This window comes from Pseudomonas sp. WOUb67, assembly GCF_050058005.1.
Classification (GTDB): Bacteria; Pseudomonadota; Gammaproteobacteria; order Pseudomonadales; family Pseudomonadaceae; genus Aquipseudomonas; species Aquipseudomonas putida_R.
Genome location: NZ_CP170112.1, coordinates 2,295,519 through 2,319,846, shown reverse-complemented (window position 1 = coordinate 2,319,846; position 24,328 = coordinate 2,295,519). Strand labels below are relative to the sequence as shown.

Here is a 24,328-nt window from a genome sequence, read left to right as displayed (position 1 = left end):
TTTCGCAACAAGACTGTACCCAAGCCCATGGATATACAACGAATCTGGCGTGACTCCCTCGACCTGTGGGGCACCCTCGACCAACACCCGATGCTGCACGCCGCCATTGGCCTGGCGGTGCTGCTGCTGATTTCCCTGGTACTCGGCCGCCTGGCGCGCTTCCTGATGCTGCATGGCGCCCGCCTGCTGGCCCGCCAGCCTGCCCTGAAGTGGCTGGACGACCTGCGCCACAACAAGGTGTTCCACCGCCTGGCGCAAACCACGCCCTCACTGGTGCTGCAGTTCGGCCTGAAGCTGGTGCCGGAGCTGTCCGACACTGCCCAGCACTTCCTTGGCAACGTCGCCCTGGCCTTTACCCTGCTGTTCATGACCATGGCGCTGTCGTGCCTGCTGGATGCCCTGCTCGACATCTACGCCCGCACCGAACACGCCCGCACCCGCTCCATCAAGGGCTATGTGCAGCTGGCCAAGATGATGCTGTGGATCTTCGCCTCCATCGTCATCGTCGCCACCCTGATCGACCGCTCGCCGTTGTTGCTGTTGTCGGGCCTGGGTGCCATGTCGGCGGTGCTGCTGTTGGTGTACAAGGACACCCTGCTGTCGTTCGTCGCCAGTGTGCAACTCACCAGCAACGACATGCTGCATGTGGGTGACTGGATCGAAATGCCCCAGGTAGGTGCCGATGGCGACGTGGTGGACATCACCCTGCACACGGTGAAGGTGCAGAATTTCGACAAGACGATTGTTTCCATCCCCACCTGGCGCCTGATGAGCGAGTCGTTCCGCAACTACCGCGGCATGCAGCAGTCCGGTGGCCGGCGCATCAAGCGCAGCCTGTTCATCGATGCGGCCGGGGTGCGTTTCCTCACCCGCGAAGAGGAGCAGCGCCTGAGCCAGGTGCAACTGCTGGGCGACTACCTGGCCGGCAAGCGCCAGGAGCTGCAGAACTGGAACGAGGCGCTGGGGCCGGTAGCCGAGCTTTCGGCCAACCGCCGCAAGCTGACCAACATCGGCACCTTCCGCGCGTTTGCCCTGGCCTACCTGAAGAACCACCCCAACGTGCACCCGAACATGACCTGCATGGTGCGGCAGATGCAGACCACGGCCGAAGGTGTGCCGCTGGAGATCTACTGCTTCACCACCACCACGGTGTGGGCGGACTACGAGCGGATTCAGGGGGACATTTTCGACTATCTGCTGGCGGTGTTGCCGGAATTTGGGTTGAGCCTGTATCAGCAGCCGAGTGGCAATGATATGCGGGTGGGGTTGAATGGGCGTGCGGCGCAAGAGCCTGTGTCGCGTCGGCTGGAAGATATGTGCGAGGCTTGAGATGGCCGGGGCTGCCTTGCAGCCCATTCGCAGCACAAGGCTGCTCCTACAGGAGGTACGCGTTCCCTGTAGGAGCAGCCTTGTGCTGCGAATGGGGCGCAAAGCGCCCCCGAATCACCCCGCGTAACCCAGCAGGTACAACAACCCGGTCAAGGTCACCAACGAAGCCATGGTCGAGAACAGGATCGTCCGCGAAATCAGCCCCGCCTCACGGTTGTAGTACTCCGCCAGCATGAACGGCCCGGTGCCGGTCGGCAGCGCTGCCAACAGCACCGCCGAAGCCGCCCACATGCTCGGCAGGCTGAACACCTTGTACGCCAGCACCCAGGTCAGCGCCGGCTGCCCCACCAGTTTCAAGGCCACCAAGGGCCACGGGCTGGCTTGCGCACCCGCGCGCTTTTCTGCCAGGAATGCACCCAGCGATATCAAGGCGCACGGCGTGGTGGCCAACGCCAGCATGTCGAGAAAATGCACCACCGGCTCGGCCAACCCCAACCCGCTCATGGCCCACCCCGCCCCCGCCAGCGGTGAAATCACCAGCGGGTTCTTCGCCAGCGCCTTGCTCACCACCCGCATCGCCCGGCCGACCTGCCGCTCTTCCTGCAGCCCGACCTCGATGAAGGTCAGCGATATGGCGAACACCAGGCACACCACGATCAACGACGAGATCAGCGCCGGCTGCAAGCCCGCCTGGCCGAACAGCAGCAGGCACAGCGGGATGCCGATGTAGCCGGTGTTGGCATACCCCGCACTGAGCCCGTCGATGCTCGCCGCCACCAGGCCATGGCCGCTGTACAGCCGCCACGCCAGCGTGACCACGAACATGGCCAGGGCGCCCGCGCCAAAGGCCACGATGAAGCCGGGGTGCCAGATCTCGCTCCAGGTGGCAGTTGCCGTTACCTTGAACAGCAACGCCGGCAGGCACAGCCACACCACCATCTTGTTGATTTCGGCGGCAGCCTTGTCGCCCAGCTTGTTGGTCTTGCGGCACAGGTAGCCGACCAGGATCAGGGCGAAGATCGGCGCCACGATGACGAAGATCGTGTGCATGTCAGGCCTTGTTGGCCAGCGGTGCCTGCGCGCGCGCCCCCAACCGGCTCAGCCACACCGACGCCAGGATGATCCCGCCGCCGATGAACAACCGCCCCAGCGGCTCGTGCTGGTTCCAGATCAGCAGGTTCAACAGCAACCCCACGGGCACATGCAGGTTGTTCATGACCGCCAGCGTGCCGCCCGAAACCAGGCAGGCGCCCTTGTTCCACCAGTACAGGCCCAGCGCCGTCGGGCACAGGCCCAGGAACAACAGCACCAGCCATTGCACATCGGTACTCGGCAGGTGCTGGGCATTGCCGAACAGCAGGAACGCCGGCAGCACCACCAGCAAGGCGCCCAGGTAGAAGTAGCCAAAGCGGGCGTAATGCGGCAGGTCGCTGGGGTGGCGTGCAACCAGGTGGCGGTACAGCACCTGGCCGGCGGCGTAGGTGAAGTTGGCCAACTGCAGCAGCAGGAAGCCGATAAAGAACTCACCGCTGATGCTGTCGAAGCGGATCACCGCAGCACCGGCCACGGCCACCAGCGCAGCCAGCAGCGCCCAAGGGTTGAAGCGCCGGTTCATGGCGTCTTCGATCAGCGTCACGTGCAGCGGCGTGAGGATGGTGAACAGCAGCACCTCCGGCACGGTGAGTACGCGAAAGCTCAGGTACAGGCAGACGTAGGTGATGCCGTATTGCAGGGCACCGATCAACAGCATCGAACGCATGAAGCGCGGTTCGACCTGGCGCCAGCGGGTCAATGGCAGGAACACCAGGCCTGCCAGCAGCACCCGTGCGAGCACGGCGAAGTAGCTGTCGACGTGCCCGGCCAGGTACTCGCCGATCAGGCTGAAGGAAAACGCCTGGATCAGCGCGACGATTATCAGGTAGCCCATGGTTGCCTCTCATGAATCAAGGCCGCGACCTTAGCGGGTTGCGGCGAATGAGTTCAACCATGAGGAATGTAGGGGCTGTACCGGCCTCTTCGCGGGTAAACCCGCTCCCACAGGGATATCAGAGCACCTTAGACCTGTGTTGTCCCTGTGGGAGCGGGTTTACCCGCGAAGAGGCCGGTACAGGCAACTTCATGGTCGCAGGCATAAAAAAGCCCGGCCATTGGCCGGGCAGGTACACCCAAAGGAGCAAAAACAGGTGTCAGGGTTGGGAATTCAGTAAGCCTCAGGCCACCGCCGCCAGTTTGGCCTTGGCCTGGTTGACGCCTTTCTCGTGGAACTCGCCGCTCATGTTCAGGCCTTCGGCATGGATGAAGTCCACATCGTGAATGCCGATGAAGGCCATCACCTGGCGCAGGTACGGTTCCTGATGGTCGCTGGTGGCGCCGGCATGGATACCGCCGCGGGCAGTCAGCACGACGGCGCGCTTGCCGGTCAGCAGGCCCTGCGGGCCGGTCGGGGTGTATTTGAAGGTGATGCCGGCACGCAGCACGTGGTCCAGCCAGGCCTTGAGGGTGCTGGGGATGGTGAAGTTGTACATGGGCGCGGCCATCACCAGCACGTCGGCAGCCAGCAATTCATCAGTCAATTCGTTGGAACGGGCCAGGGCCTCCAGTTCGGCGCCGCTGCGCTGTTCTTCCGGCTTCATCCAGCCACCCAGCAGGTTGGCGTCCAGGTGCGGCACCGGGTTTACGGCCAGGTCACGCACAGTTATCTGATCGGCCGGGTGAGCGGCCTGCCATTGCTGGATGAAATCACGGGTCAGCTGACGGGAAACGGAATCCTGCTGGCGGGCGCTGCTTTCGATGATCAGTACGCGGGACATGGGGTGCCTCCATCGGCATAAAAGGGTGCGATTCGATGGAGGTGAGATTAAGGCTTGACCTATCGATAAAAAAGCGTAAAAAGTGGGTTCAATCAATCGATTAATCAGTTTTATTCCGCACTGCAGTTCAAGGCAATCCGCAGTTTGATGATCTGCCGATTGAATTTTGCAGTGACATCGACGCTTTTGCCGGCCGGAACGTTCACCCGGCGTATCCGCGGTGCTTCGGGGCCGTTGCGGAAGGTTACCTTGCACGCCGCCGGTACTTGCCCATAGTTGTTCAGGGTAATGGCGCCCATGTCGTAGGCCGTGTCATAGGCGGTGTAGTCGAGCTTGACCCCGGTCAGTTCCTTCTCCACATCGATGGGATAGGCCATGGCCCCGAGGGGCAGGCACATCAGTATTGCCGCACAACATTTCTTCATGGGCCGCTCTCCTTGAAAGAGCGCAGCTTAGGACAACAGGAGCGAAAGATGAAAGCGCCGCGCGTAACCCTTGACCAGTGGCGGACCCTGCAAGCAGTGGTCGATCACGGCGGGTTTGCCCAGGCCGCCGAGGCACTGCACCGTTCGCAGTCCTCGGTCAGCTACACCGTGGCCCGCATGCAGGAACAACTGGGCGTGCCACTGCTGCGCATCGACGGCCGCAAGGCGGTGCTCACCGAGGCGGGCAACGTGCTGCTGCGCCGCTCGCGCCACCTGGTCAAGCAGGCCAGCCAGCTCGAAGACCTCGCCCACCACATGGAACAAGGCTGGGAGGCCGAGGTACGCCTGGTGGTCGATGCCGCCTACCCCAGTGCCCGCCTGGTACGTGCCCTGGCCGCGTTCATGCCGCAAAGCCGCGGCTGCCGGGTGCGTCTGCGTGAAGAGGTGCTGTCTGGCGTAGAAGAAGTGATGCACGAAGGCATCGCCGACCTGGCCATCAGCAGCTACAGCATTGGCGGCTACCTAGGCGCCGAACTGAGCGCGGTGGAGTTCGTCGCCGTCGCCCACCCTGAACACAGCCTGCACCGCCTGGGCCGGGAACTCACCTTCCAGGACCTGGAAAGCCAGTTGCAGGTGGTCATCCGCGACTCCGGCCGCGCGCAGCCACGCGACGTCGGCTGGCTGGGCGCCGAACAGCGCTGGACCGTCGGCAGCCTGGGCACCGCCGCCACCTTTGTCAGCAGTGGCCTGGGCTTTGCCTGGCTGCCCCGGCACATGATCGAGCGCGAGCTGAGTGAAGGCGTGCTCAAACCGCTGCTGCTGGATCAGGGTGGCAGCCGCCACCCACTGTTCTACCTTTATTCCAGCAAAGAGAAGACCCTGGGCCCGGCCACGCAGATTCTCATCGACCTGCTGCGCAACTTCGACACCGCGCCACTGGACGTGCCCTTCGCAGCCCCCCCACAAGCCTGAGAGGACCGCGCCCATGGCCTATTTCGAACACGAAGGATGCGCACTGCATTACGAGGAATATGGCCAGGGCGAACCCTTGGTGTTGCTGCACGGCCTGGGCTCCAGCTGCCAGGACTGGGAGTTGCAGGTGCCGGTGCTCAGCCGTCATTACCGGGTGATCGTCATGGACATCCGCGGCCACGGCCGCTCCGACAAGCCCCGCGACGGCTACCAGATCGCCACCTTCAGTGCCGACCTGCTGGCCCTGCTCGAACACCTGCACACAGGCCCGGTGCACTTCGTCGGCCTGTCCATGGGCGGCATGGTGGGTTTTCAGTTCGCGGTCGATCACCCGCAGTGGCTGCGCAGCCTGTGCATCGTCAACAGCGCCCCCGAGGTCAAGCGCCGTACCCGCAGTGACTGGGCCTGGTGGCTCAAGCGCTGGGGCCTGGCGCGCCTGCTCAGTGTCGAAACCGTCGGCAAGGGCCTGGCCGAGCGCCTGTTCCCCAAGCCCCATCAAGCAGACCTGCGGCAAAAGATGGCCCAGCGCTGGGCACGCAACGACAAGCGCGCCTACCTCAAGAGCTTCGACGCCATCGTCGACTGGGGCGTGCAGGAACGCATCGGGCAGATCCACTGTCCTACCCTGGTGATCGCCGCCGACCGCGATTACACCCCGATACAACTGAAAGAGCGTTACGTGGCCCTGATGCCCAACGCCAGGCTGGTCGTTGTCGACGATTCCCGGCACGCTACGCCCCTCGATCAACCCGAGGTCTTCAACCAGACCCTGCTGCAGTTCCTTGCAGCCGCTTCCACCTCTCAAGGATCTTTGAGCCCATGCTGAAAAAACTCCTGCTCACCGCCTGCTCGGTCGCCTTCGCCACCAGCGTCATGGCCTCCGACAAGACCCCGCACGTATTGCTGGACACCAGCTTCGGCCAGGTCGAAATCGAGCTGAATGCCGAGAAGGCACCGATCAGTACCAAGAACTTCCTCGAGTACGTCGACAGCGGTTTCTACAACAACACCATCTTCCACCGGGTGATTCCGGGCTTCATGGTCCAGGGCGGCGGTTTTACTGACCAGATGGCGCAGAAGAACACCAAAGACCCGATCAAGAACGAGGCCAGTAATGGCCTGCTGAACACCCGCGGCACCTTGTCGATGGCACGTACCTCCGACCCGAACTCCGCCACCAGCCAGTTCTTCATCAACGTGGCCGACAACGACTTCCTCAACCCGGGGCGTGACCGTGGCTACGCCGTGTTCGGCAAGGTGACCAAGGGCATGGAAGTGGTCGACCAGATCGTCAACTCGCCAACCACCATCAAAAAAGGCATGCGCGATGTACCGGCCGACCCGGTCTACATCAAGTCGGCCAAACGCATCGACTGACCGCAGGCTTCACAGGGACGTGAAACCGCCTGAGGGTCGGGTTGAACAGGAGTGTTGTCACCCATGCTGTACCGCCGTTTCGAACAACTGATCGATATTTTTCGCGAAGCGCCCAGCGAGTCCCCGCCGTCCACGGTGTGGCCGTTCTACCTGTACTACCTGCGCCAGGTGTGGCCAAGCTTCCTCGCCCTGCTGGTGGTCGGCCTGTTCGCCTCGCTGATCGAGGTGGCGATGTTCAGCTACCTCAGCCGCATCATCGACCTGGCCCAGGGCACGCCAAATGCAAACTTCTTCAGCGAGCACAGCGGTGAGCTGATCTGGATGCTGGTGGTGATCCTGCTGCTGCGGCCGTTGTTTTTCGGCCTGCACGACCTGCTGGTGCACCAGACCATCAACCCCGGCATGACCAGCCTGATCCGCTGGCAAAACCACACCTATGTGCTCAAGCAGAGCCTGAATTTCTTCCAGAGCGACTTCGCCGGGCGCATTGCCCAGCGCATCATGCAGACCGGCAACTCGCTGCGTGATTCGGCCGTGCAGGCGGTGGACGCGCTGTGGCACGTGCTGATCTACGCCATCACTTCGCTGGTGCTGTTCGCCGAGGCCGACTGGCGCCTGATGCTGCCGCTGCTGGTCTGGATCGCCGGCTATATCGCCGCGCTGTTCTACTTCGTGCCACGGGTCAAGGAACGCTCGGTGATCTCGTCCGACGCGCGCTCCAAGCTGATGGGGCGTATCGTCGATGGCTACACCAACATCGCCACGCTAAAGCTGTTTGCCCACACCGACTACGAGCAGCAGTACGCACGTGAAGCGATCCGCGAGCAAACCGAGAAGACCCAGCTGGCCTCGCGGGTGATCACCAGCATGGATGTGGTCATCACCACCCTCAACGGGCTGCTGGTTGTTACCACCACGGGCCTTGCGCTGTGGCTGTGGAGCCAGTCGCTGATCACCGTTGGCGCCATCGCCCTGGCCACCGGCCTGGTGATTCGCATCGTCAACATGTCGGGCTGGATCATGTGGGTGGTCAACGGCATCTTCGAGAACATCGGCATGGTCCAGGATGGCCTGCAGACCATCGCCCAACCGGTTACCGTCACCGACCCGCCCAACGCACCGGCGCTCAAGGTCAGCCGCGGCGCGGTGCATTTCGATGATGTCGACTTCCACTATGGCAAGGCTGCCAATGTGATCGAAGGGCTCGACCTGAACATCCGCCCGGGGGAAAAAATCGGCCTGATCGGCCCGTCCGGCGCGGGCAAGTCGACTTTGGTCAACCTGCTGCTGCGCCTGTATGACGTACAGGGCGGGCGCATCCTCATCGATGGCCAGAACATTGCCGAAGTCAGCCAGGCCAGCCTGCGCGCACAGATCGGCATGATCACCCAGGACACCTCGTTGCTGCACCGCTCGATCCGCGACAACCTGCTGTATGGCCGCCCCGACGCCACCGAGGCAGAGTTGCACGAGGCGGTTCGTCGTGCCCGCGCCGACGAGTTCATCCCGCAGTTGTCGGACGCCCAGGGGCGCACCGGCTTCGATGCCCATGTGGGTGAGCGCGGGGTCAAGTTGTCGGGCGGCCAGCGCCAGCGCATCGCCATTGCCCGGGTGCTGTTGAAGAATGCGCCGATCCTGATCATGGACGAAGCCACTTCGGCGCTGGACTCGGAGGTAGAGGCGGCCATCCAGGAAAGCCTGGAGACGCTGATGCAGGGCAAGACCGTGATTGCCATTGCCCACCGGCTGTCGACCATTGCGCGGATGGACCGGCTGGTGGTGCTGGACAAGGGGCGGATTGTCGAGAGCGGCAGCCATGCCGAGTTGCTGGAACAGCAAGGGTTGTATGCCCGGTTGTGGCATCACCAGACCGGGGGCTTTGTCGGGGTAGACTGAAACCTGCACCGGCCTCTTCGCGGGCTCGCCCGCTCCCACAGGGCTGCACAAACGTTGAGATCTGTGCGGTCCCTGTGGGAGCGGGTTTACCCGCGAAGAGGCCAGCACAGGCAATACAAATCCATCAGTCCCGACGATAGGGCAACATCCCCCGCGCCTCCTCGGCATACCCCTTGACCCCTTCCCGCTCCTGCGCCAGAAAATCCTCCACCGCCCGCCGCAACCCCGGGTGCAGCAGGTAATGCCAAGACCGCGTCAACACCGGCTCAAACCCGCGTATCAGCTTGTGCTCGCCCTGCGCCCCGGCATCGAAACGCTGGTAACCCTCGGCAATGGCAAAGTCCATGCCCTGGTAGAAACACGTTTCGAAATGCAGCCGGTCGAACTCATCCAGGCACCCCCAGTAACGGCCAAACAGGCTATCGTCCCCCACCAGGCTCAAGGCCATCGCCACATCACGCCCACCCTGACGGGCCATCACCACACGCAGCGCCTCGGGCATACGCTCGGCCAGCAGGCTGAAAAACTCGCGGGTCAGGTAAGGCGCGCGTCGGCGCACCGCATAGGTGTTGGCATAACACTGAAAGACGAAATCCCACTGTGCCTCGTCCAGTTCATCGCCGCGGTACCAACGGAATTCGATGCCCTGCCCCGCCACCTGCTCGCGCTCCTTGCGCATCTGCTTGCGCTTGCGCGAGCTCAGGCTGTCGAGAAAATCCTGGAAGTCACGATAGCCCCGGTTTTGCCAGTGAAACTGGCAACCCAGGCGCTCCATCCACCCGGGCAGGCCGGCCAACTGTGCGTCCAGCGCCGGGTCGGTGAAGTTGATGTGGGCACTGGAGAGCCCGCCCTTGCCCAGGTACTCCGGCAGGGCCTGCAGCATCAACAAACCGTCAGCCGGATCGGCCGCCAGCAGGCGTGGGCCGCTGACCGGGCTGAACGGCACAGCGCCGAGCAGCTTGGGATAGTAGGGGATGCCGGCCCGTTCACACGCATCGGCCCAGCCGTGATCGAACACATACTCGCCAAACGAGTGCCACTTGCGGTACGCCGGCAACAGCGCCCGCACCTGCCCGTCGCGCTCCAGCACCAGGTGCTCGGCGGCCCAGCCGGTGTTGCGCTGCACACTGCCGCTGTCCTCCATGGCACTGAGAAAAGCATGGCGCAGAAACGGTTGGCCCGCCGGCACCAGGGCATCCCAGGTGGCCGCCGGAAGATCACGCAAATGGGCAAGGCTATACAGGCTGGTCACGGTTTCGGCTCGCTGTCTGAAGGCGTTCAGTATCCCCAAGGAACGCCCCGCACTCAAATGACGAACGCCGGGCTGATCCTTTTATTCTCAATTACTTAACAACAGTGCCACTAATTAGACATTAATCTGTCATTGGCCCCCGCAATACTTGCGCCTGTTTTCCGGAACCCCAGAACCTGTCTATTCAGGCCCTTTCCGAAGACATGCCAACGCAGGGGCAGGCGCTTGAGCCTCCCCCATTTTTTTCAGTAGGGAGAACCTTATGCGTCTTGTTTCTACACTTACCGGAGTGAGCCTCACCGGCATGATGCTGGCTCTGAGCGCCCCGGCCAGTGCTGCTGTCGACGCCAAGCTGCTCGAAATGCTCCGCGCCAACGGCTCGATCAACCAGGCGCAGTACAACGAACTGCAGGGCGACCTGGCAAAAGAAACCAAGGAAAAGGCCGACCAGAAAGCTCAGTCCGAACGTATGAGCTCCTTTGAACAAAAAGTGGCATGGGCCGCCAAGACCCAGATCAAGGGTGACGTGCGCCTGCGTTACGAAGACGTCAACGTCGACAACCCGATCTCCCGCAGTGGCAACCAGGACCGTGAGCGCGTGCGTGCCCGTGTCGGCTTCTACAGCGAGATCAACCCGCAGGTCGACGCCGGTGTGCGTGTGGCCACCGGTAGCAGCGCCGATGCCCGCTCGACCAACCAGAGCCTGGACAACTACTTCGAGAAGAAATCGCTGTGGGTCGACCTGGCCTACCTCGACTGGCACCCGACTGCCGTGCCAAACCTGCACCTGATCGGCGGCAAGATGATGCAGCCATGGGTGAGCATGGGCGACATCATCTGGGACAGCGACATCAACCCGGAAGGTGTGGCGGCCACCTACAAGACCAACCTCGGCCCGGCCGAGGTGTTCGGCAGCATCGGCCACTACAACCTGAAGGACAACGTCGACGGCGACGGCGTGCAGTTCAAGCACGACGCACAGCTGTATGCGGCCCAGTTGGGCACCAAGTTCAACGCGGCTGACACCGTCAAGGTTACCGTTGGCGGTAGCGTCTACGGCTATGACAACGACAAGGCCTCGGCAGCCCTGCGCTCGCTGGGCAACACCACCGACGAGTTCAACCTGGTTGAAGGCTTCGGTCAGGTCGATTTCACCGGCTTCGCCATCCCGCTGTCGGCCTACGGCCAGTTCGTCAAGAACACCGAAAGCACCGACGGCAAGGACAAGGCCTGGCTGGCTGGCTTGAAGAGCAAGATCGGCGCCTGGAGCCTGGACTACAACTACCGCGACGTACAGCGTAACGGTGTAGTCAGCCTGTTCACCGACTCCGACTTCGGTAACGGCTTCACCGGTTCCCGTGGCCACAAGTTCAAGGTGGGTTACGAAATCGACAAGAACTTCGCCCTGGGCGCGGCCTACATGATGGCCAAGACCGACTACTCCAACCTGCCGAACAGCGATGCTGACGTAGACACCCTGCAGGTGGACCTGGAAGCCAAGTTCTAAGCGACACCCTCCTCTGCTTCACGCTGAAGCGGGAAATGCCGACCCCATCCGGCGTTTCCCGCTTTTTTTGCCTGTGAAATTGTAAGGGGCTGCTTTGCAGCCCATTCGCAGCACAAGGCTGCTCCTACAGGGGGACGCGATCCCTTGTAGGAGCAGCCTTGTGCTGCGAATGGGCCGCAAAGCGGCCCCGGCTATCTCGGATCAGATCAGGCAATCAGCGCTTGCGCAGAATCACGCTGCCAATCGAATACCCCGCACCAAACGAGCTCAACACGCCCAGCGAGCCCTTGGCCAGGTCATCCTGGTACAGGTGGAAGGCAATCACCGACCCCGCCGAACTGGTGTTGGCATAACGGTCGAGAATCACCGGTGCATCTTCCTCGGCCACTTCACGCCCCAGCAGCTTCTTGACGATCAGGTGGTTCATGCTGAGGTTGGCCTGGTGCAGCCAGAAGCGCTTCACATCGCTCGGTTGCAGGCCGTTTTCCTGCAAGTGCTCACCGATCAGCTCGGCCACTTTCGGGCACACCTCGCGGAACACCTTGCGGCCTTCCTGGATGAACAACTTGTCTGCCGCACCTTCACCTTCTTCCGCCGCACGGTTGAGGAAGCCGAAGTTGTTGCGGATGTTGTTGGAGAACTCGGTCCACAGCTTGCTGCTGACGATCTCGAACTGGTGCGCCGAGGTGGCCTGGTCGGCACGCTCGATCAGCACCGCGGTGGCGGCATCACCGAAAATGAAGTGGCTGTCACGGTCACGGAAGTTCAGGTGGCCGGTGCACACCTCCGGGTTGACCATCAGCACCGCACGCGCCTGGCCCAGAGCCACGCTGTTGGCGGCGGTCTGGATGCCGAAGGTGGCCGACGAGCAGGCTACGTTCATGTCAAAGGCAAAGCCCTGGATGCCCAGCGCCTGTTGTACTTCGATGGCAATGGCCGGGTATGGGCGCTGCAGGTTGGAGCAGGCGACGATCACCCCGTCGACATCGGCCGCCGTGCGGCCGGCGCGCTCCAGGGCCTGGCGAGCGGCGGCCACGGCCATTTCGCAGAGCACCGACGGTTCGTCGTTGGACCGCTCTGGCAGGCGTGGCTTCATGCGCTGCGGGTCGAGGATGCCGGCCTTGTCCATGACGAAGCGGCTCTTGATGCCCGAGGCCTTTTCGATGAATGCCGCGTCGGACACCGGCGCCGCTTCGACTTCACCCCGCTCGATGGCGGCGGCGTTGTCCTGGTTGAACTGCTGCGACCAGGCGTTGAAAGAGGCCACCAGTTCTTCGTTGGAAATGCTCTGGGCCGGGGTGTACAGGCCGGTGCCGCTGATCACGACGTTATGCACGGTCGTTCCTCTGGTCAAAGGCCATCGCCACGGGGCGCTGGCTGGGAATATGACAGGATAATGGCACTTTAGTGCCAATTTAAGGGCAAGGGCTGCGCCCTCGTTCGCGGGTAAACCCGCTCCCACAGGGGCCGCAGCACGGCCCCAAATTGCATCAATATTGCCACAAATGAAGCAGTTTAGCCTTCCACCTGGCTCCACTGCTTGCTCAATCTTTTGTCGGAAATCGGCACCTTGGTCCCCAGCTGCTGGGCAAACAACGACACCCGATATTCCTCCAGCCACCAACGGTACAAAGCCAGTTGCTCATCACGCTTGCCCTCCTGGGCATGCTTGTCGGCACGGGCCTTGTACTGCGCCCACAGGTTGGCCAGTTCACCGGACCAGACACGGTCCTTCTGTACTTGCGAACCCAGCTTCTCCAGGCGCAGTTCCACCGCCTTGAGGTAACGCGGCAGCTCCTTGAACCAGGCCCCGGGGGTTTCGCGCACAAAGCCCGGGTACACCAGGTTGCCTAGCTGCTGCTTGATGTCGTTCAGCGCCACCGCCTGGCTCAGGTCGATCTTGCCCTTGAAGCGCTTCTGCAGGCCATGCCAGAGCTTCAGCACTTCCAACGTCAGGCGCGCCAGGCGCTCGGCATGCTCGGCCCAGCTGCCGCGCTTGCGTTCAGCCAGCCCCGCCAATGCCGCGCCATCACGCGGCAGTGGTTGTTCGCCTTCGAGGATGCAGCTGTCCAGGCTGGCCAGCAGAATGTCTTCGACCAGCGCCTCGACCCGGCCCATGTCACGGTACAGCAGGCCCAGTTCGGTCAGCCCCGGCAGCTTGCCGCGCAGGAACTTGGCCGGCTCGGCCAGTTGCTGCAGCAACAGCCGTTGCAACGCACGGCGGTGCTGGAACTCGGCTTCGGCCTGGGTCGAGAAGCGCCCTTCGCGCACGGCGCCGTTGTCTTCAACCAGCGCCGGGTACACGGTCATCGACAGGCCGGCTATCTTCTGCTGGGCGGTCTGTTTCACTTCGCTGAAGGCCTTGGCCTGCACCGGCTGTTCGCTTTTGGCATCACGCGGCACAGCCAGCGCTGCCTGGCTGGCAGCGGCAAAGCGTGCAGTCAGCTGGGCCAGGTCGCGGCCTTCGCCAAGGAACTTGCCCTGGCCATCGACCACTTCGATGTTCATCCGCAGGTGGCCTTCGACCAGCTTGACCGATTCGTCCCAGGCCTCATCGGACACCCGCGCACCGGTCATGCGCAGCAGCTCCTGGCCCAGGGCCTGCGGCAGCGCGCCTTGGCCGAAGGTCATGCGCGCCAGCGAGGCCTTGACGAAGTCCGGCACCGGCACGAAGTTCTTGCGCAGGGCCTTGGGCAGGTTGCGCACCAGCGCCACGCACTTGGCTTCCAGCAGGCCTGGCACCAGCCATTCCAGACGCTCGCCTGGCAGGCTTGGCAGCAGCGGCGCCGGCACCCGCACCGTCACGCCGTCACGTGGGTGGCCGGGCTCGAAGTGGTAGCTCAGCGGCAGGCGCAGCTCGCCCACCTGCATACTGTCGGGGTACTGCGCTGCGGTCACTTCGCTGGCCTCGCGGGCCAGCACGTCTTCTTCGCGCATGATCAGCAGGTTGGCGTCTTTCTGGCTGCCCATGCGATACCAGCTGTCGAAGGTCGCGGTCTGGTGGATTTCCGCCGGCAGGCGCGCTTCGTAGAAGGCGTACAGCGTTTCTTCGTCAGCCAGAATGTCGCGCCGGCGGGCCTTGGCCTCCAGCTCGTCGAGTTCTTCGAGCAAGCGCTTGTTGGCCGTCAGGCACTTGGCCCGCGACTGAATTTCGCCACCCACCAGGCCTTCGCGGATGAACAGCTCGCGCGAGGTGACCGGGTCGATCGGGCCGAAGTGCACCGGGCGGCGGCCGACCAGGATCAAGCCGTACAGGGTGATCTGTTCGTAGGCCACCACCTGCCCGCGCTTTTTCTCCCAGTGCGGTTCGAAGTGGTTCTTCTTGATCAGGTGGCCAGCCAGCGGTTCGATCCAGTCCGGTTCAATCTTGGCCACCATGCGTGCGTACAGCTTGGTGGTTTCGACCAGTTCGGCGGCCATCACCCACTGCGGGCGCTTGCGCCCCAGGCCCGAAGACGGGTGCACCCAGAAGCGCCGTTGGCGGGCACCCTGATAGTCGCCCTCCTCGGTCTTCTGGCCGATCTGGCTGAGCAGCCCGCTGAGGATTGCCTTGTGCATCTTCTGGTAGTCAGAAGGTTCCTTGTTTACCGTCAGCTGCAGGTCACGGCAAATCAGTGCCAGCTGGCGGTGGGCATCGCGCCATTCACGCAGGCGCAAGTAATTCAGGAAGTTCTTGCGGCACCAGTTGCGCAGCGGGTTGGCCGTCAGCGCCTGGCGCTGCTCTTCAAAACCGCGCCACAGGTTGACCAGCGCGGCGAAGTCGGAGTCCACGTCCTTCCACTGTGCGTGGGCCTGGTCCGCGGCCTGCTGGCGCTCTGGCGGGCGTTCACGCGGGTCCTGCACCGACAGCGCACTGGTGACGATCAGCACTTCCTGCAGGCTGCCCAGGCGCGCGCCTTCGAGCAGCATGCGGCCCAGCCGCGGGTCGACCGGCAGGCGCGCCAGTTGGCGGCCGATCGGGGTCAGCTGGTTTTCGCGGTTGACCGCCGACAGCTCTTGCAACAGGTTGAAGCCATCGCTGATGGCCTTGCCATCCGGCGGCTCGATGAACGGGAAGGCATCGATCGCGCCCAGGCGCAGGTGCAGCATCTGCAGGATCACCGCCGCCAGGTTGGTGCGCAGGATCTCCGGGTCGGTGAAAGCCGGCCGGCTGTTGAAGTCCTCTTCGCTGTACAGGCGCACGCAGATGCCGGGCTCGACCCGGCCGCAGCGGCCTTTACGCTGGTTGGCACTGGCTTGCGACACCGCCTCGATGGGCAGACGCTGCACCTTGGCGCGGTAGCTGTAGCGGCTGATGCGCGCGGTACCGGTGTCGATCACGTAGCGGATGCCAGGCACGGTCAGCGAGGTTTCGGCAACGTTGGTGGCCAGCACCACGCGGCGCCCGGTGTGCGGTTGGAAGATGCGCTGCTGCTCGGCCGGCGACAGGCGCGCGTACAGCGGTAAAATCTCGGTGTGGCGCAGTTGCGCCTTGCGCAGGATCTCGGCGGCATCGCGGATTTCCCGCTCGCCCGGCAAAAAGATCAGCACATCGCCCGGGCCCTTGCCCTCACTGCGCTCATGGTGCGCCAGCTCATCCAGGGTGGCGAGGATGGCCTGGTCGACGGTGAGGTCGTCCTCGATCTGGTTGCCTTCCTCGTCCTGCTCGCTGGTCAGCGGGCGGTACCAGGTGTCCACCGGGAAGGTGCGCCCGGACACCTCGATGATTGGCGCGTCATCGAAGTGCTTGGAGAAGCGCTCCAGGTCGATGGTCGCCGAGGTGATGATCAGTTTCAGGTCCGGCCGGCGATGCAGCAGGGTCTTCAGGTAGCCGAGCAGGAAGTCGATGTTCAGGCTGCGTTCGTGGGCTTCGTCGACAATGATTGTGTCGTAGCGCTCCAGCAGGCGGTCGTGCTGGGTTTCGGCCAGCAGGATGCCGTCGGTCATCAGCTTGACCAGGGTATTGGAATCGCTCTGGTCTTCGAAACGCACCTGGTAGCCGACCAGCCCGCCCAGGGGCGTGCCCAGCTCTTCGGCAACCCGCGCCGCCACGCTGCGTGCGGCGATCCGGCGTGGCTGGGTGTGGGCGATCAGGCCATGGCTGCCACGGCCCAGCTCCAAACAGATTTTCGGCAGCTGGGTGGTCTTGCCCGAACCGGTTTCGCCGGCGATCACCAGCACCTGGTTTTCGGCCAGGGCTTTCTTGATTTCATCACGCTTGGCGGCGATCGGCAGGTTGTCGTCGTAGCGCACGGTCGGCACGCTCTGCTGGCGCGCGGTGACCTGGGCGCAGGAGGCCTGGACCTTCTCCACCCACTGCGCCAGCTTCGCCTCGTCGGGGCGCTTGCGCAGTTCGTGCAGTTGCCGGCGCAGACGATGGCGGTCGGCGATCATGGCGTGGTCGAGGTTTTGCAGCAGTTTGTCGATGGCGTGGTCAGTCATGGGGCTTTTTAGTGATGCAGGTGAGCCTGCTTTTTCATGATCGGCATTCGGAAAGTCGGGCGATTGTCGCAGATTTGCAGATTCTCTGCTGCCTGTGCCGGCCTCTTCGCGGGTAAACCCGCTCCCACAGGGACCGCACCGGATTCAGCCCTGATGCAATCCTGTGGGAGCGGGTTCATCGAGGCGTCGAACCGCCGCGAAGAGGTCATCTGCAGCGGCGCAAATGTTTAGCCAGGTGCGATGTAAAGGTTGCCATTCACTGCTTTAATCAACCTTACGCCGCATGTGAGTATCAAAGGCATGACTCCCGTCCAGCCCATCGCCCCACCGTCGTCCCGCCCTTCGCTACCGAAGGCCCGGAGCCGTGCCGGGGAAAATCCGCTGGTGCACATCATCCTCGCCTTCTGGGCCCTGTGGCACTGCCGCCACGCGCGCCCACCAGACACCTCGCTCACGCCATTGTGACCAAACCCGGCCTTCGTCTGGCCGTTTGACTCAACTGGGCCGCCTGCTTGTGCGGTGGCCCTGTGCGCCCGTGAGCGAATCAATCATGCACTTTGCACCCGTAGAGCAGGCTACCCGTTTCCTGGCCGACAACCCTGATATCGAGCTGTTCGAACTGTTCATCCTCGACGCCAACGGCGTGCCACGCGGCAAGCTGCTGCACCGTGATGAACTGCTGGCCGTTTACCAGACCGGCCGGCCGCTGCCCAGCACCATCCTTGGCCTGACCCTGAACGGCGACGACGTGGAAAACTCGGGCCTGGTGTGGGACGTGGGCGACATCGACTGCCGCGCCTACCCGCTTGAAGGCAGCCTGGTGCGCTTGCCCTGGCGCCGGGTGCCCACCGCTGCCGTGCAGGTCAGCATGCACCCGAGCGAGGGCATGCCGGCCAGCATCGCCGACCCACGGCATGTGCTGCTGCGCACCATCGAAGCGTTGAAAGCCGACGGCTACCACCCGGTGATGGCCTGCGAGCTGGAATTCTTCCTGCTCGACCAGCAACGCGATGCCCAGGGCCGCCCGCAACCGGCGCTGGACAACGACGGTGGCCGCCCGCGCTCCACTCAGGTTTATGGCCTGCGTGAGCTGGAGCAGATCGAACCGTTCCTTGCCGACCTGTACGCCGCCTGCAAGGCCCAGGGCATTCCGGCGCGTACCGCCATTTCGGAATACGCCCCCGGCCAGGTGGAAATCACCCTGGAGCATGGCGATGCGCTGCAGGCGATGGACCAGGCCGTTCGCTACAAGCGCCTGGTGAAAGGCGTGGCCCATGCCCACGGCATGCAGGCCTGTTTCATGGCCAAGCCGTTTGCCAACCTGGCCGGTACCGGCATGCACATGCACTTGAGCCTGGCCGACAGCGTGGGCAACAACCTGTTCGCCAGTGAAGACAAAGCCGGCACCCCGCTGCTGCGCCAGGCTGTGGCCGGCATGCTGCGCCACCTGCGCGACTCGCTGCTGCTGTTCTGCCCCAACGCCAACTCGTTCCGCCGCTTCCAGGCCAACAGCTATGCACCGCTGGCGCCGACCTGGGGCGTGGACAACCGCACCGTGAGCCTGCGCGTGCCAGGTGGCCCGGCCAACAGCCGGCATGTGGAGCATCGCATTTGCGGTGCCGATGCCAACCCCTACCTGGCGGCCGCGGCGATCCTCGCCGCCAGCCACTGGGGCATACGCGAACAGCTGGACCCGGGCGCACCGGTGGAAGGCAATGGCTATGCCCAGGCCACCGAACACCTGCCCACCGACTGGCTGACCGCCCTCGATGCCCTGCAACATTCCCATTGGGCCCGCGAAGCATTGGGCGAAGACTTCCTCGGCGTGTACCTGAAGGTCAAACGCGCCGAGTACCGCCAGTTCATGGCCGAAGTCAGCGAGCAGGACTGGCGCTGGTACCTGCACCAGGCCTGAGCCCCTACATAACAAGGAACACCCATGAACGCAGCATTGAACAAAGGCGCGGCGCAACGTGCGCCGTCCTACTACAGCGCCACCCTCAACGACCACACCGAGTACCCGCAACTCAAGGGCACGGTGAAGGTGGACGTGGCCATCATCGGTGGCGGCTTCACCGGCGTCGCCACGGCGGTGGAGCTGGCCGAGCGTGGCCTGAAGGTGGCCATTGTCGAAACCAACCGCATCGGCTGGGGCGCCAGCGGGCGCAATGGCGGCCAGGTCACCGGCAGCCTGTCGGGCGACGAGGCCATGCGCACGCAGATGCGTAGCCACCTGGGCGCCGAAGTGGACGATTTCATCTGGCACCTGCGCTGGCGCGGCCACCAGGTGATCGAACAGCGCGTGGCGCGCTATGGCATCGACTGCGACCTCAAGCACGGCCACCTGCATGCAGCAATGAAGCCCTCGCACATGAACGAGCTGCGCGCATTCGAGGCCGAGGCTCAGCGCCGGGGCATGGGCGAGCAAGTGCAATTGCTCGACCGCGCTGCAGTGGCCGAGCACCTGCAAAGCCCGCTGTACCTGGGCGCGTTGAAGAACCTGCGAAACCTGCACCTGCACCCGCTCAACCTGTGCCTGGGTGAGGCCCGCGCGGCCCACAGCCTGGGTGCACTGATCTTCGAAAACTCCGAGGTGCTGGACATCGTCCACGGCCCGCGCCCGGCGGTGGTTACCGCCCACGGGCGGATCGAGGCACGCCAGGTGATGCTGGCCGGCGATGTGTACCACAAACTGGAAAAGCGCCAGCTCAAGGGCAAGATCTTCCCGGCCATGGGCGGCATCGTCACCACCGCGCCGCTGGGTGAGCTGGCCGAGCAGATCAACCCGCAGGACCTGGCGGTGTACGACTGCCGCTTCGTGCTCGACTATTACCGCCTGACCGCCGACAAGCGCCTGCTGTTCGGCGGCGGCGCCAACTACTCGGGCAAGGATTCACGCGACATCGAAGGCGAACTGCGCCCGTGCATCGAGCGCACCTTCCCGGCGTTGAAGGGGGTGCCCATCGAGTTCCAGTGGAGCTGCGCCATGGGCATCGTGGTCAACCGCATCCCGCAGCTGGGCAAGCTGTCGGACAACGTGTGGTACTGCCAGGGTTATTCGGGGCACGGCATTGCCACCAGCCACATCATGGGCGAGATCATGGCCGAGGCCTTGACCGGGACGCTGGAGAAGTTCGACACCTTTGCCCAGTGCAAGCATGTGCGGGTGCCGATGGGGGATTTGCTGGGGAATCCGCTGCTGGCGGCAGGGATGTGGTACTACCAGATGCTTGAGAAACTGCGCTGAAGCATTCGCGCAGCCCTCTGGTTCGGTGCAATACCTGTAGGAGCAGCCTTGTGCTGCGAAGAGGCCAGTAAGGCAAAAGATCTTCTTCGCCAGTAATGGCCTCTTCGCAGCACAAGGCTGCTCCTACAAGTCCTGCGCATGCCTGGAGGTCGATCAGGCGATCTTCTTCAGGCCTTGCTTCTTCAGTTCTTCATCGCGCAATTCGCGGCGCAGGATCTTGCCCACGTTGGTGGTCGGCAGCGCGTCACGGAACTCGATCATGCGCGGCACCTTGTAGCCGGTAACGTTGGCACGCATGTGCTCCATCACCTGCTCCTTGGTCACGGTCATGCCCGGCTTGACCACGATGAACACCTTGATCACTTCACCCGACTTCTCGTCCGGCACACCAATGGCTGCGCACTGCAGCACGCCTGGCAGGGCCGCCAGCACGTCTTCCAGCTCGTTGGGGTACACGTTGAAGCCCGAGACCAGGATCATGTCCTTCTTGCGGTCGACGATGCGCATGTAACCGTCGGCCTGGATCAGGGCGATATCGCCGGTCTTCAACCAGCCTTCGCTGTCGAGGATCTCGGCGGTGGCGTCTTCGCGCTGCCAGTAGCCCTTCATCACCTGTGGGCCCTTGACGCACAGCTCGCCCACTTCGCCAAGCGGTAGCTCGTTGCCGGCGTCGTCGATGATCTTGCACAGGGTCGATGGCACCGGAATGCCAATGGTACCCACCTGGTTGGCTTCTGCCGGGTTCACCGCTGCCACGGGGCTGGTTTCGGTCATGCCGTAGCCTTCGCAGATGGCGCAGCCGGTAACGGCCTTCCAGCGCTCGGCCACGCTCAGTTGCAGGGCCATACCGCCCGACAGGGTGATTTTCAGCGACGAGAAGTCCAGGGCACGGAACGCCTCGTTGTTGCACAGGGCAACGAACAGGGTGTTGAGGCCGACAAAGCCGCTGAACTTCCACTTGCCCAGTTCCTTGACCATGGCCGGCAGGTCACGCGGGTTGCTGATCAGCACGTTGTGGTTGCCGATCAGCATCATCGCCATGCAATGGAAGGTAAAGGCGTAGATGTGGTACAGCGGCAGCGGGGTGATAAGGATTTCGCAGCCTTCATGCAGGTTCGAGCCCATCAGCGCCCGGCACTGCAGCATGTTGGCCACCAGGTTGCGGTGGGTCAGCATGGCGCCCTTGGCCACGCCGGTGGTGCCACCGGTGTACTGCAGCACGGCCACGTCGTTGGCCTGCGGGTTGGCCTCGGTCACCGGCTGGCCCTTGCCCAGCGCCAGGGCGTCGTTGAAGCGCACGGCCTGCGGCAGGTTGTAGGCCGGCACCATCTTCTTCACGTACTTGATCACGCTGTTGATCAGCAGGCGCTTGAGCGGCGGCAGCAGGTCGGCCACTTCGGTGACGATGACGTGTTTGACCTGGGTCTTGGGCACCACCTTCTCGGCCAGGTGGGCCATGTTGGCCAGGCACACCAGGGCCTTGGCACCGGAATCGTTGAACTGGTGTTCCATCTCCCGCGCGGTATACAGCGGGTTGGTGTTGACCACGATCAGCCCGGCGCGCATGGCACCGAAGACCGCGACCGGGTATTGCATGACATTGGGCAGTTGCACGGCAATGCGGTCACCGGGCTTGAGGTCGGTATGCTGCTGCAGCCAGGCGGCAAACGCCCCCGACAGCGCATACAGCTCGCCATAAGTGATAGTCTTGCCCAGGTTGCTAAAGGCCGGTTTGTCGGCAAAGCGTTGGCAGGATTGCTTGAGTACTGCCTGGATATTGGGGAATTCGTCAGGATTGATTTCCGCCGTAATCCCGGCTGGGTACTTATCCTTCCAAAAATTTTCGATCATGGAAGCCCACTCCTTCAGCAACAGCGAAGTTCGATTGGCGCGTCGATGCGCTTATTATTGATATGAGACGGCGGTTCGTTGCAAACCGGATCGTCTGAAAGCGGGCCGAGAGTAACAGCTTTGCCTGGGGTCGCCTAGAGGCCAAAACAGGCCTTACAGTCACAAAAATGACTCAATGAACAATACAGGTCATTTTTAGAGTTTTTAACCAAAATGTCGCAGATGGCTTGTGATTTGTAGGGTTGCGGAGATCGAGCGCCGCCCGCGCGGCGCATCGCGAGCTGCGCTCGCTCCTACGTTTGTTTCGGGCCAGTAATGCCTTTGATAGACGCGCGCGAGCGCCTTGTTCGTACAACACGATATCGCGTCATGCGCCAAGCGTTCGCGCACAAATCTCCCAGGAATAATTGGCCCGAAACAAACGTAGGAGCGAGCGCAGCTCGCGATGCGCCGCGCGGGCGGCGCTCGATCTCAGCAACTCCACTAAGCCAAAGCCGTACCCATCAAGCTATGTCACGCAACTCCCGCCGCAGAATTTTGCCCACGGGCGTCATCGGCAACGACTCACGCAGCACGATGTGCTTGGGTACCTTGTAGCCGGTGAAGTTGGCCTTGCAGTAGGCCTTGAGCTCATCCACGCTAACCCCGCCCTCACGCGGCACCACGAACAGCTTCACCGCCTCGCCGGAGCGCTCGTCCGGCACGCCGATGGCTGCACAGTTGGCGACCTTGGGGTGGCCCATGATCACATCCTCAATCTCGTTGGGGTACACGTTGAAGCCCGAGACGATGATCATGTCCTTCTTGCGGTCGACGATGCGGGTGAAGCCGTCCGGGTCGATCACCGCGATATCGCCGGTCTTGAACCAGCCGTCCGCATCCAGGGCCTGGGCCGTGGCCTCTGGCTGCTGCCAGTAGCCCTTCATTACTTGCGGGCCCTTGATGCACAACTCGCCCCGCTCGCCCAGCGGCATCTCGTTACCGTCATCGTCGATTACCTTGAACGCGGTACCCGCCACCGGGATGCCCACCGTACCCAGGCGCGCCAGCTGGCCATAGGGGTTGGTGCTGGCCACCGGCGAGGTTTCTGTCAGGCCGTAGCCTTCGACAATGCGGCACCCGGTCAGCGCCTCCCAGCGTTCGGCGGTGGCCTTGACCAGCGCCGTGCCGCCGGAGTTGGTGACCTTCAGCGCCGAGAAATCCAGCTGACGGAAACCGGGATGGTCCATCAGCGCGACAAACAGGGTGTTCAGCCCCAACAGCGCGGAGAAACGCCACTTGCCCAGCTCCTTGATGAAGCCGGAGATGTCCCGTGGGTTGGTGATCAGGACGTTGTGGTTGCCGGTGACCATCATGCACATGCAGTTCGCGGTAAAGGCATAGATGTGGTACAGCGGCAGCGGCGCGATCATCACCTCCTGGCCGTCCTTGAGCAGCTTCTGCCCGTCGGGGCCGTGCTGCGAGAAGCAGGCCAGCACCTGCAACATGTTGGCCACCAGGTTGCCGTGGGTGAGCATGGCGCCCTTGGCCAGGCCAGTGGTACCGCCGGTGTACTGCAGCACGGCAATGTCGTCCAGGCTCAACGGCACCGGTTTGGGCGACTGCTCGCGGCCCTGGCGCAGCACCTGCTTGAACGCTATCGCCTGGGGCAGCTGGTAGGCCGGTACCATCTTCTTCAGCTTGTCGACCACCGTGTTGATCAGCCAGCCCTTGGCGGCGGGCAACAGGTCGCCCATCTTCGCCTCGATCAGGTACTCGATGCCGGTATCGGGCAGCACCTCCTGCACACGCTTGCCGAACATGTTCAGGTACACCAGCGCCCGTGCGCCACTGTCCTTGAACTGGTGGCGCATTTCGCGCTCGGTGTACAGCGGGTTGGTGTTGACCACGATCAGGCCGGCGCGCATGGCACCAAATACGGCAATCGGGTATTGCAGCACGTTGGGCATCTGCACCGCGATGCGGTCGCCCGGCTTGAGGTCGGTGTGCTGTTGCAACCAGGCGGCGAAGGCGGCCGAGTGGCGCTCCAGCTCCGCGTAGGTCAGGGTCACGCCCAGGTTGCTGAACGCCGGGCGGTCGGCAAAGCGCTTGCAGGAGCGTTCGAACACCTCGACGACCGAGGCGTAGGCATTGATGTCGATGGTGGAAGGCACGCCCGCCGGGCGCTTGTCATTCCAGAAGTCGGCTTGCATTTATTATTGTTCCTCTGCCTGGACCTGCACTGCGTCCTTTAGTCCTTTA

The 24,328-nt window shown here is 63.2% G+C and carries 17 protein-coding genes; 8 read left to right on the top strand and 9 right to left on the bottom strand.

Annotated features, from left to right (window positions below):
• Positions 1-27 precede the first annotated feature (27 nt).
• Positions 28-1,329 (top strand): mechanosensitive ion channel family protein, encoded by a 1,302-nt coding sequence (locus ABOC32_RS10535; RefSeq protein ID WP_426810988.1) that lies wholly within the window; start codon positions 28-30, stop codon positions 1,327-1,329.
• A gap of 114 nt (positions 1,330-1,443) precedes the next feature.
• Here the strand turns inward: ABOC32_RS10535 and ABOC32_RS10530 are convergent, their stop codons facing one another.
• The 4 genes from ABOC32_RS10530 to ABOC32_RS10515 all read right to left on the bottom strand — a co-directional run bounded on the left by ABOC32_RS10530 (position 1,444) and on the right by ABOC32_RS10515 (position 4,564).
• Positions 1,444-2,379 carry an AEC family transporter gene (locus ABOC32_RS10530; protein WP_426810987.1) on the bottom strand — a complete coding sequence of 312 codons (936 nt, stop codon included), beginning with the start codon at positions 2,377-2,379 and terminating at the stop codon, positions 1,444-1,446.
• Position 2,380: 1 nt separating this feature from the next.
• The gene (locus ABOC32_RS10525) at positions 2,381-3,256 is read right to left on the bottom strand and encodes a carboxylate/amino acid/amine transporter (protein ID WP_264360339.1); all 876 of its coding nucleotides are present in this window, start codon (positions 3,254-3,256) and stop codon (positions 2,381-2,383) included.
• A gap of 283 nt (positions 3,257-3,539) precedes the next feature.
• Positions 3,540-4,139 (bottom strand): FMN-dependent NADH-azoreductase, encoded by a 600-nt coding sequence (locus tag ABOC32_RS10520; protein WP_426810986.1) that lies wholly within the window; start codon positions 4,137-4,139, stop codon positions 3,540-3,542.
• Between the two features lie 110 nt (positions 4,140-4,249).
• Complete coding sequence (locus tag ABOC32_RS10515) at positions 4,250-4,564, bottom strand: 3-phosphoglycerate kinase (RefSeq protein WP_426810985.1); 315 nt, start codon at positions 4,562-4,564, stop codon at positions 4,250-4,252.
• A 48-nt stretch (positions 4,565-4,612) separates the two neighbouring features.
• Between ABOC32_RS10515 and ABOC32_RS10510 the strand changes: the two genes are divergently transcribed.
• The 4 genes from ABOC32_RS10510 (at position 4,613) to ABOC32_RS10495 (ending at position 8,809) form a co-directional block, all read left to right on the top strand.
• On the top strand, positions 4,613-5,536 hold the full coding sequence (locus tag ABOC32_RS10510) for a LysR family transcriptional regulator (RefSeq protein ID WP_086976409.1): 924 nt from the start codon (positions 4,613-4,615) through the stop codon (positions 5,534-5,536).
• A gap of 13 nt (positions 5,537-5,549) precedes the next feature.
• Positions 5,550-6,362: an alpha/beta fold hydrolase gene (locus tag ABOC32_RS10505; protein ID WP_426810984.1), complete on the top strand. Its 813-nt coding sequence runs from the start codon at positions 5,550-5,552 to the stop codon at positions 6,360-6,362.
• On the top strand, positions 6,356-6,913 hold the full coding sequence (locus tag ABOC32_RS10500; RefSeq protein WP_043201669.1) for a peptidylprolyl isomerase: 558 nt from the start codon (positions 6,356-6,358) through the stop codon (positions 6,911-6,913). Before ABOC32_RS10505 ends, ABOC32_RS10500 begins: the two co-directional genes overlap by 7 nt.
• A gap of 63 nt (positions 6,914-6,976) precedes the next feature.
• Positions 6,977-8,809 (top strand): ABC transporter ATP-binding protein, encoded by a 1,833-nt coding sequence (locus ABOC32_RS10495; protein WP_426810983.1) that lies wholly within the window; start codon positions 6,977-6,979, stop codon positions 8,807-8,809.
• Between the two features lie 124 nt (positions 8,810-8,933).
• Here the strand turns inward: ABOC32_RS10495 and ABOC32_RS10490 are convergent, their stop codons facing one another.
• Complete coding sequence (locus tag ABOC32_RS10490; RefSeq protein WP_426810982.1) at positions 8,934-10,061, bottom strand: GNAT family N-acetyltransferase; 1,128 nt, start codon at positions 10,059-10,061, stop codon at positions 8,934-8,936.
• A gap of 262 nt (positions 10,062-10,323) precedes the next feature.
• Here ABOC32_RS10490 and ABOC32_RS10485 point away from each other — a divergent pair, with 262 nt between their 5' ends.
• A complete protein-coding gene (locus tag ABOC32_RS10485) occupies positions 10,324-11,568 on the top strand; it encodes a putative porin (protein ID WP_264360345.1) in 1,245 nt (414 codons plus the stop codon).
• A gap of 214 nt (positions 11,569-11,782) precedes the next feature.
• On the opposite strand, the gene ABOC32_RS10480 is transcribed toward ABOC32_RS10485, so the two are convergent.
• Positions 11,783-12,904, bottom strand: coding sequence for a beta-ketoacyl-ACP synthase III (locus ABOC32_RS10480; protein ID WP_426810981.1), 1,122 nt, complete (start codon positions 12,902-12,904; stop codon positions 11,783-11,785).
• 179 nt (positions 12,905-13,083) lie between these two features.
• On the bottom strand, positions 13,084-16,989 hold the full coding sequence (gene hrpA, locus ABOC32_RS10475) for an ATP-dependent RNA helicase HrpA (protein ID WP_426810980.1): 3,906 nt from the start codon (positions 16,987-16,989) through the stop codon (positions 13,084-13,086).
• 550 nt (positions 16,990-17,539) lie between these two features.
• On the opposite strand from hrpA, the gene ABOC32_RS10470 reads away from it, so the two are divergent.
• A complete protein-coding gene (locus ABOC32_RS10470; protein WP_426810979.1) occupies positions 17,540-18,904 on the top strand; it encodes a glutamine synthetase family protein in 1,365 nt (454 codons plus the stop codon).
• A 24-nt stretch (positions 18,905-18,928) separates the two neighbouring features.
• Entirely contained in the window at positions 18,929-20,236 is a 1,308-nt protein-coding gene (locus tag ABOC32_RS10465; protein WP_426810978.1) for an NAD(P)/FAD-dependent oxidoreductase, read from the top strand.
• Between the two features lie 153 nt (positions 20,237-20,389).
• On the opposite strand, the gene fadD1 is transcribed toward ABOC32_RS10465, so the two are convergent.
• Positions 20,390-22,087 carry a long-chain-fatty-acid--CoA ligase FadD1 gene (fadD1, locus tag ABOC32_RS10460; protein ID WP_426810977.1) on the bottom strand — a complete coding sequence of 566 codons (1,698 nt, stop codon included), beginning with the start codon at positions 22,085-22,087 and terminating at the stop codon, positions 20,390-20,392.
• 503 nt (positions 22,088-22,590) lie between these two features.
• Entirely contained in the window at positions 22,591-24,279 is a 1,689-nt protein-coding gene (gene fadD2, locus ABOC32_RS10455; RefSeq protein WP_426810976.1) for a long-chain-fatty-acid--CoA ligase FadD2, read from the bottom strand.
• Between the last annotated feature and the right edge of the window lie 49 nt (positions 24,280-24,328).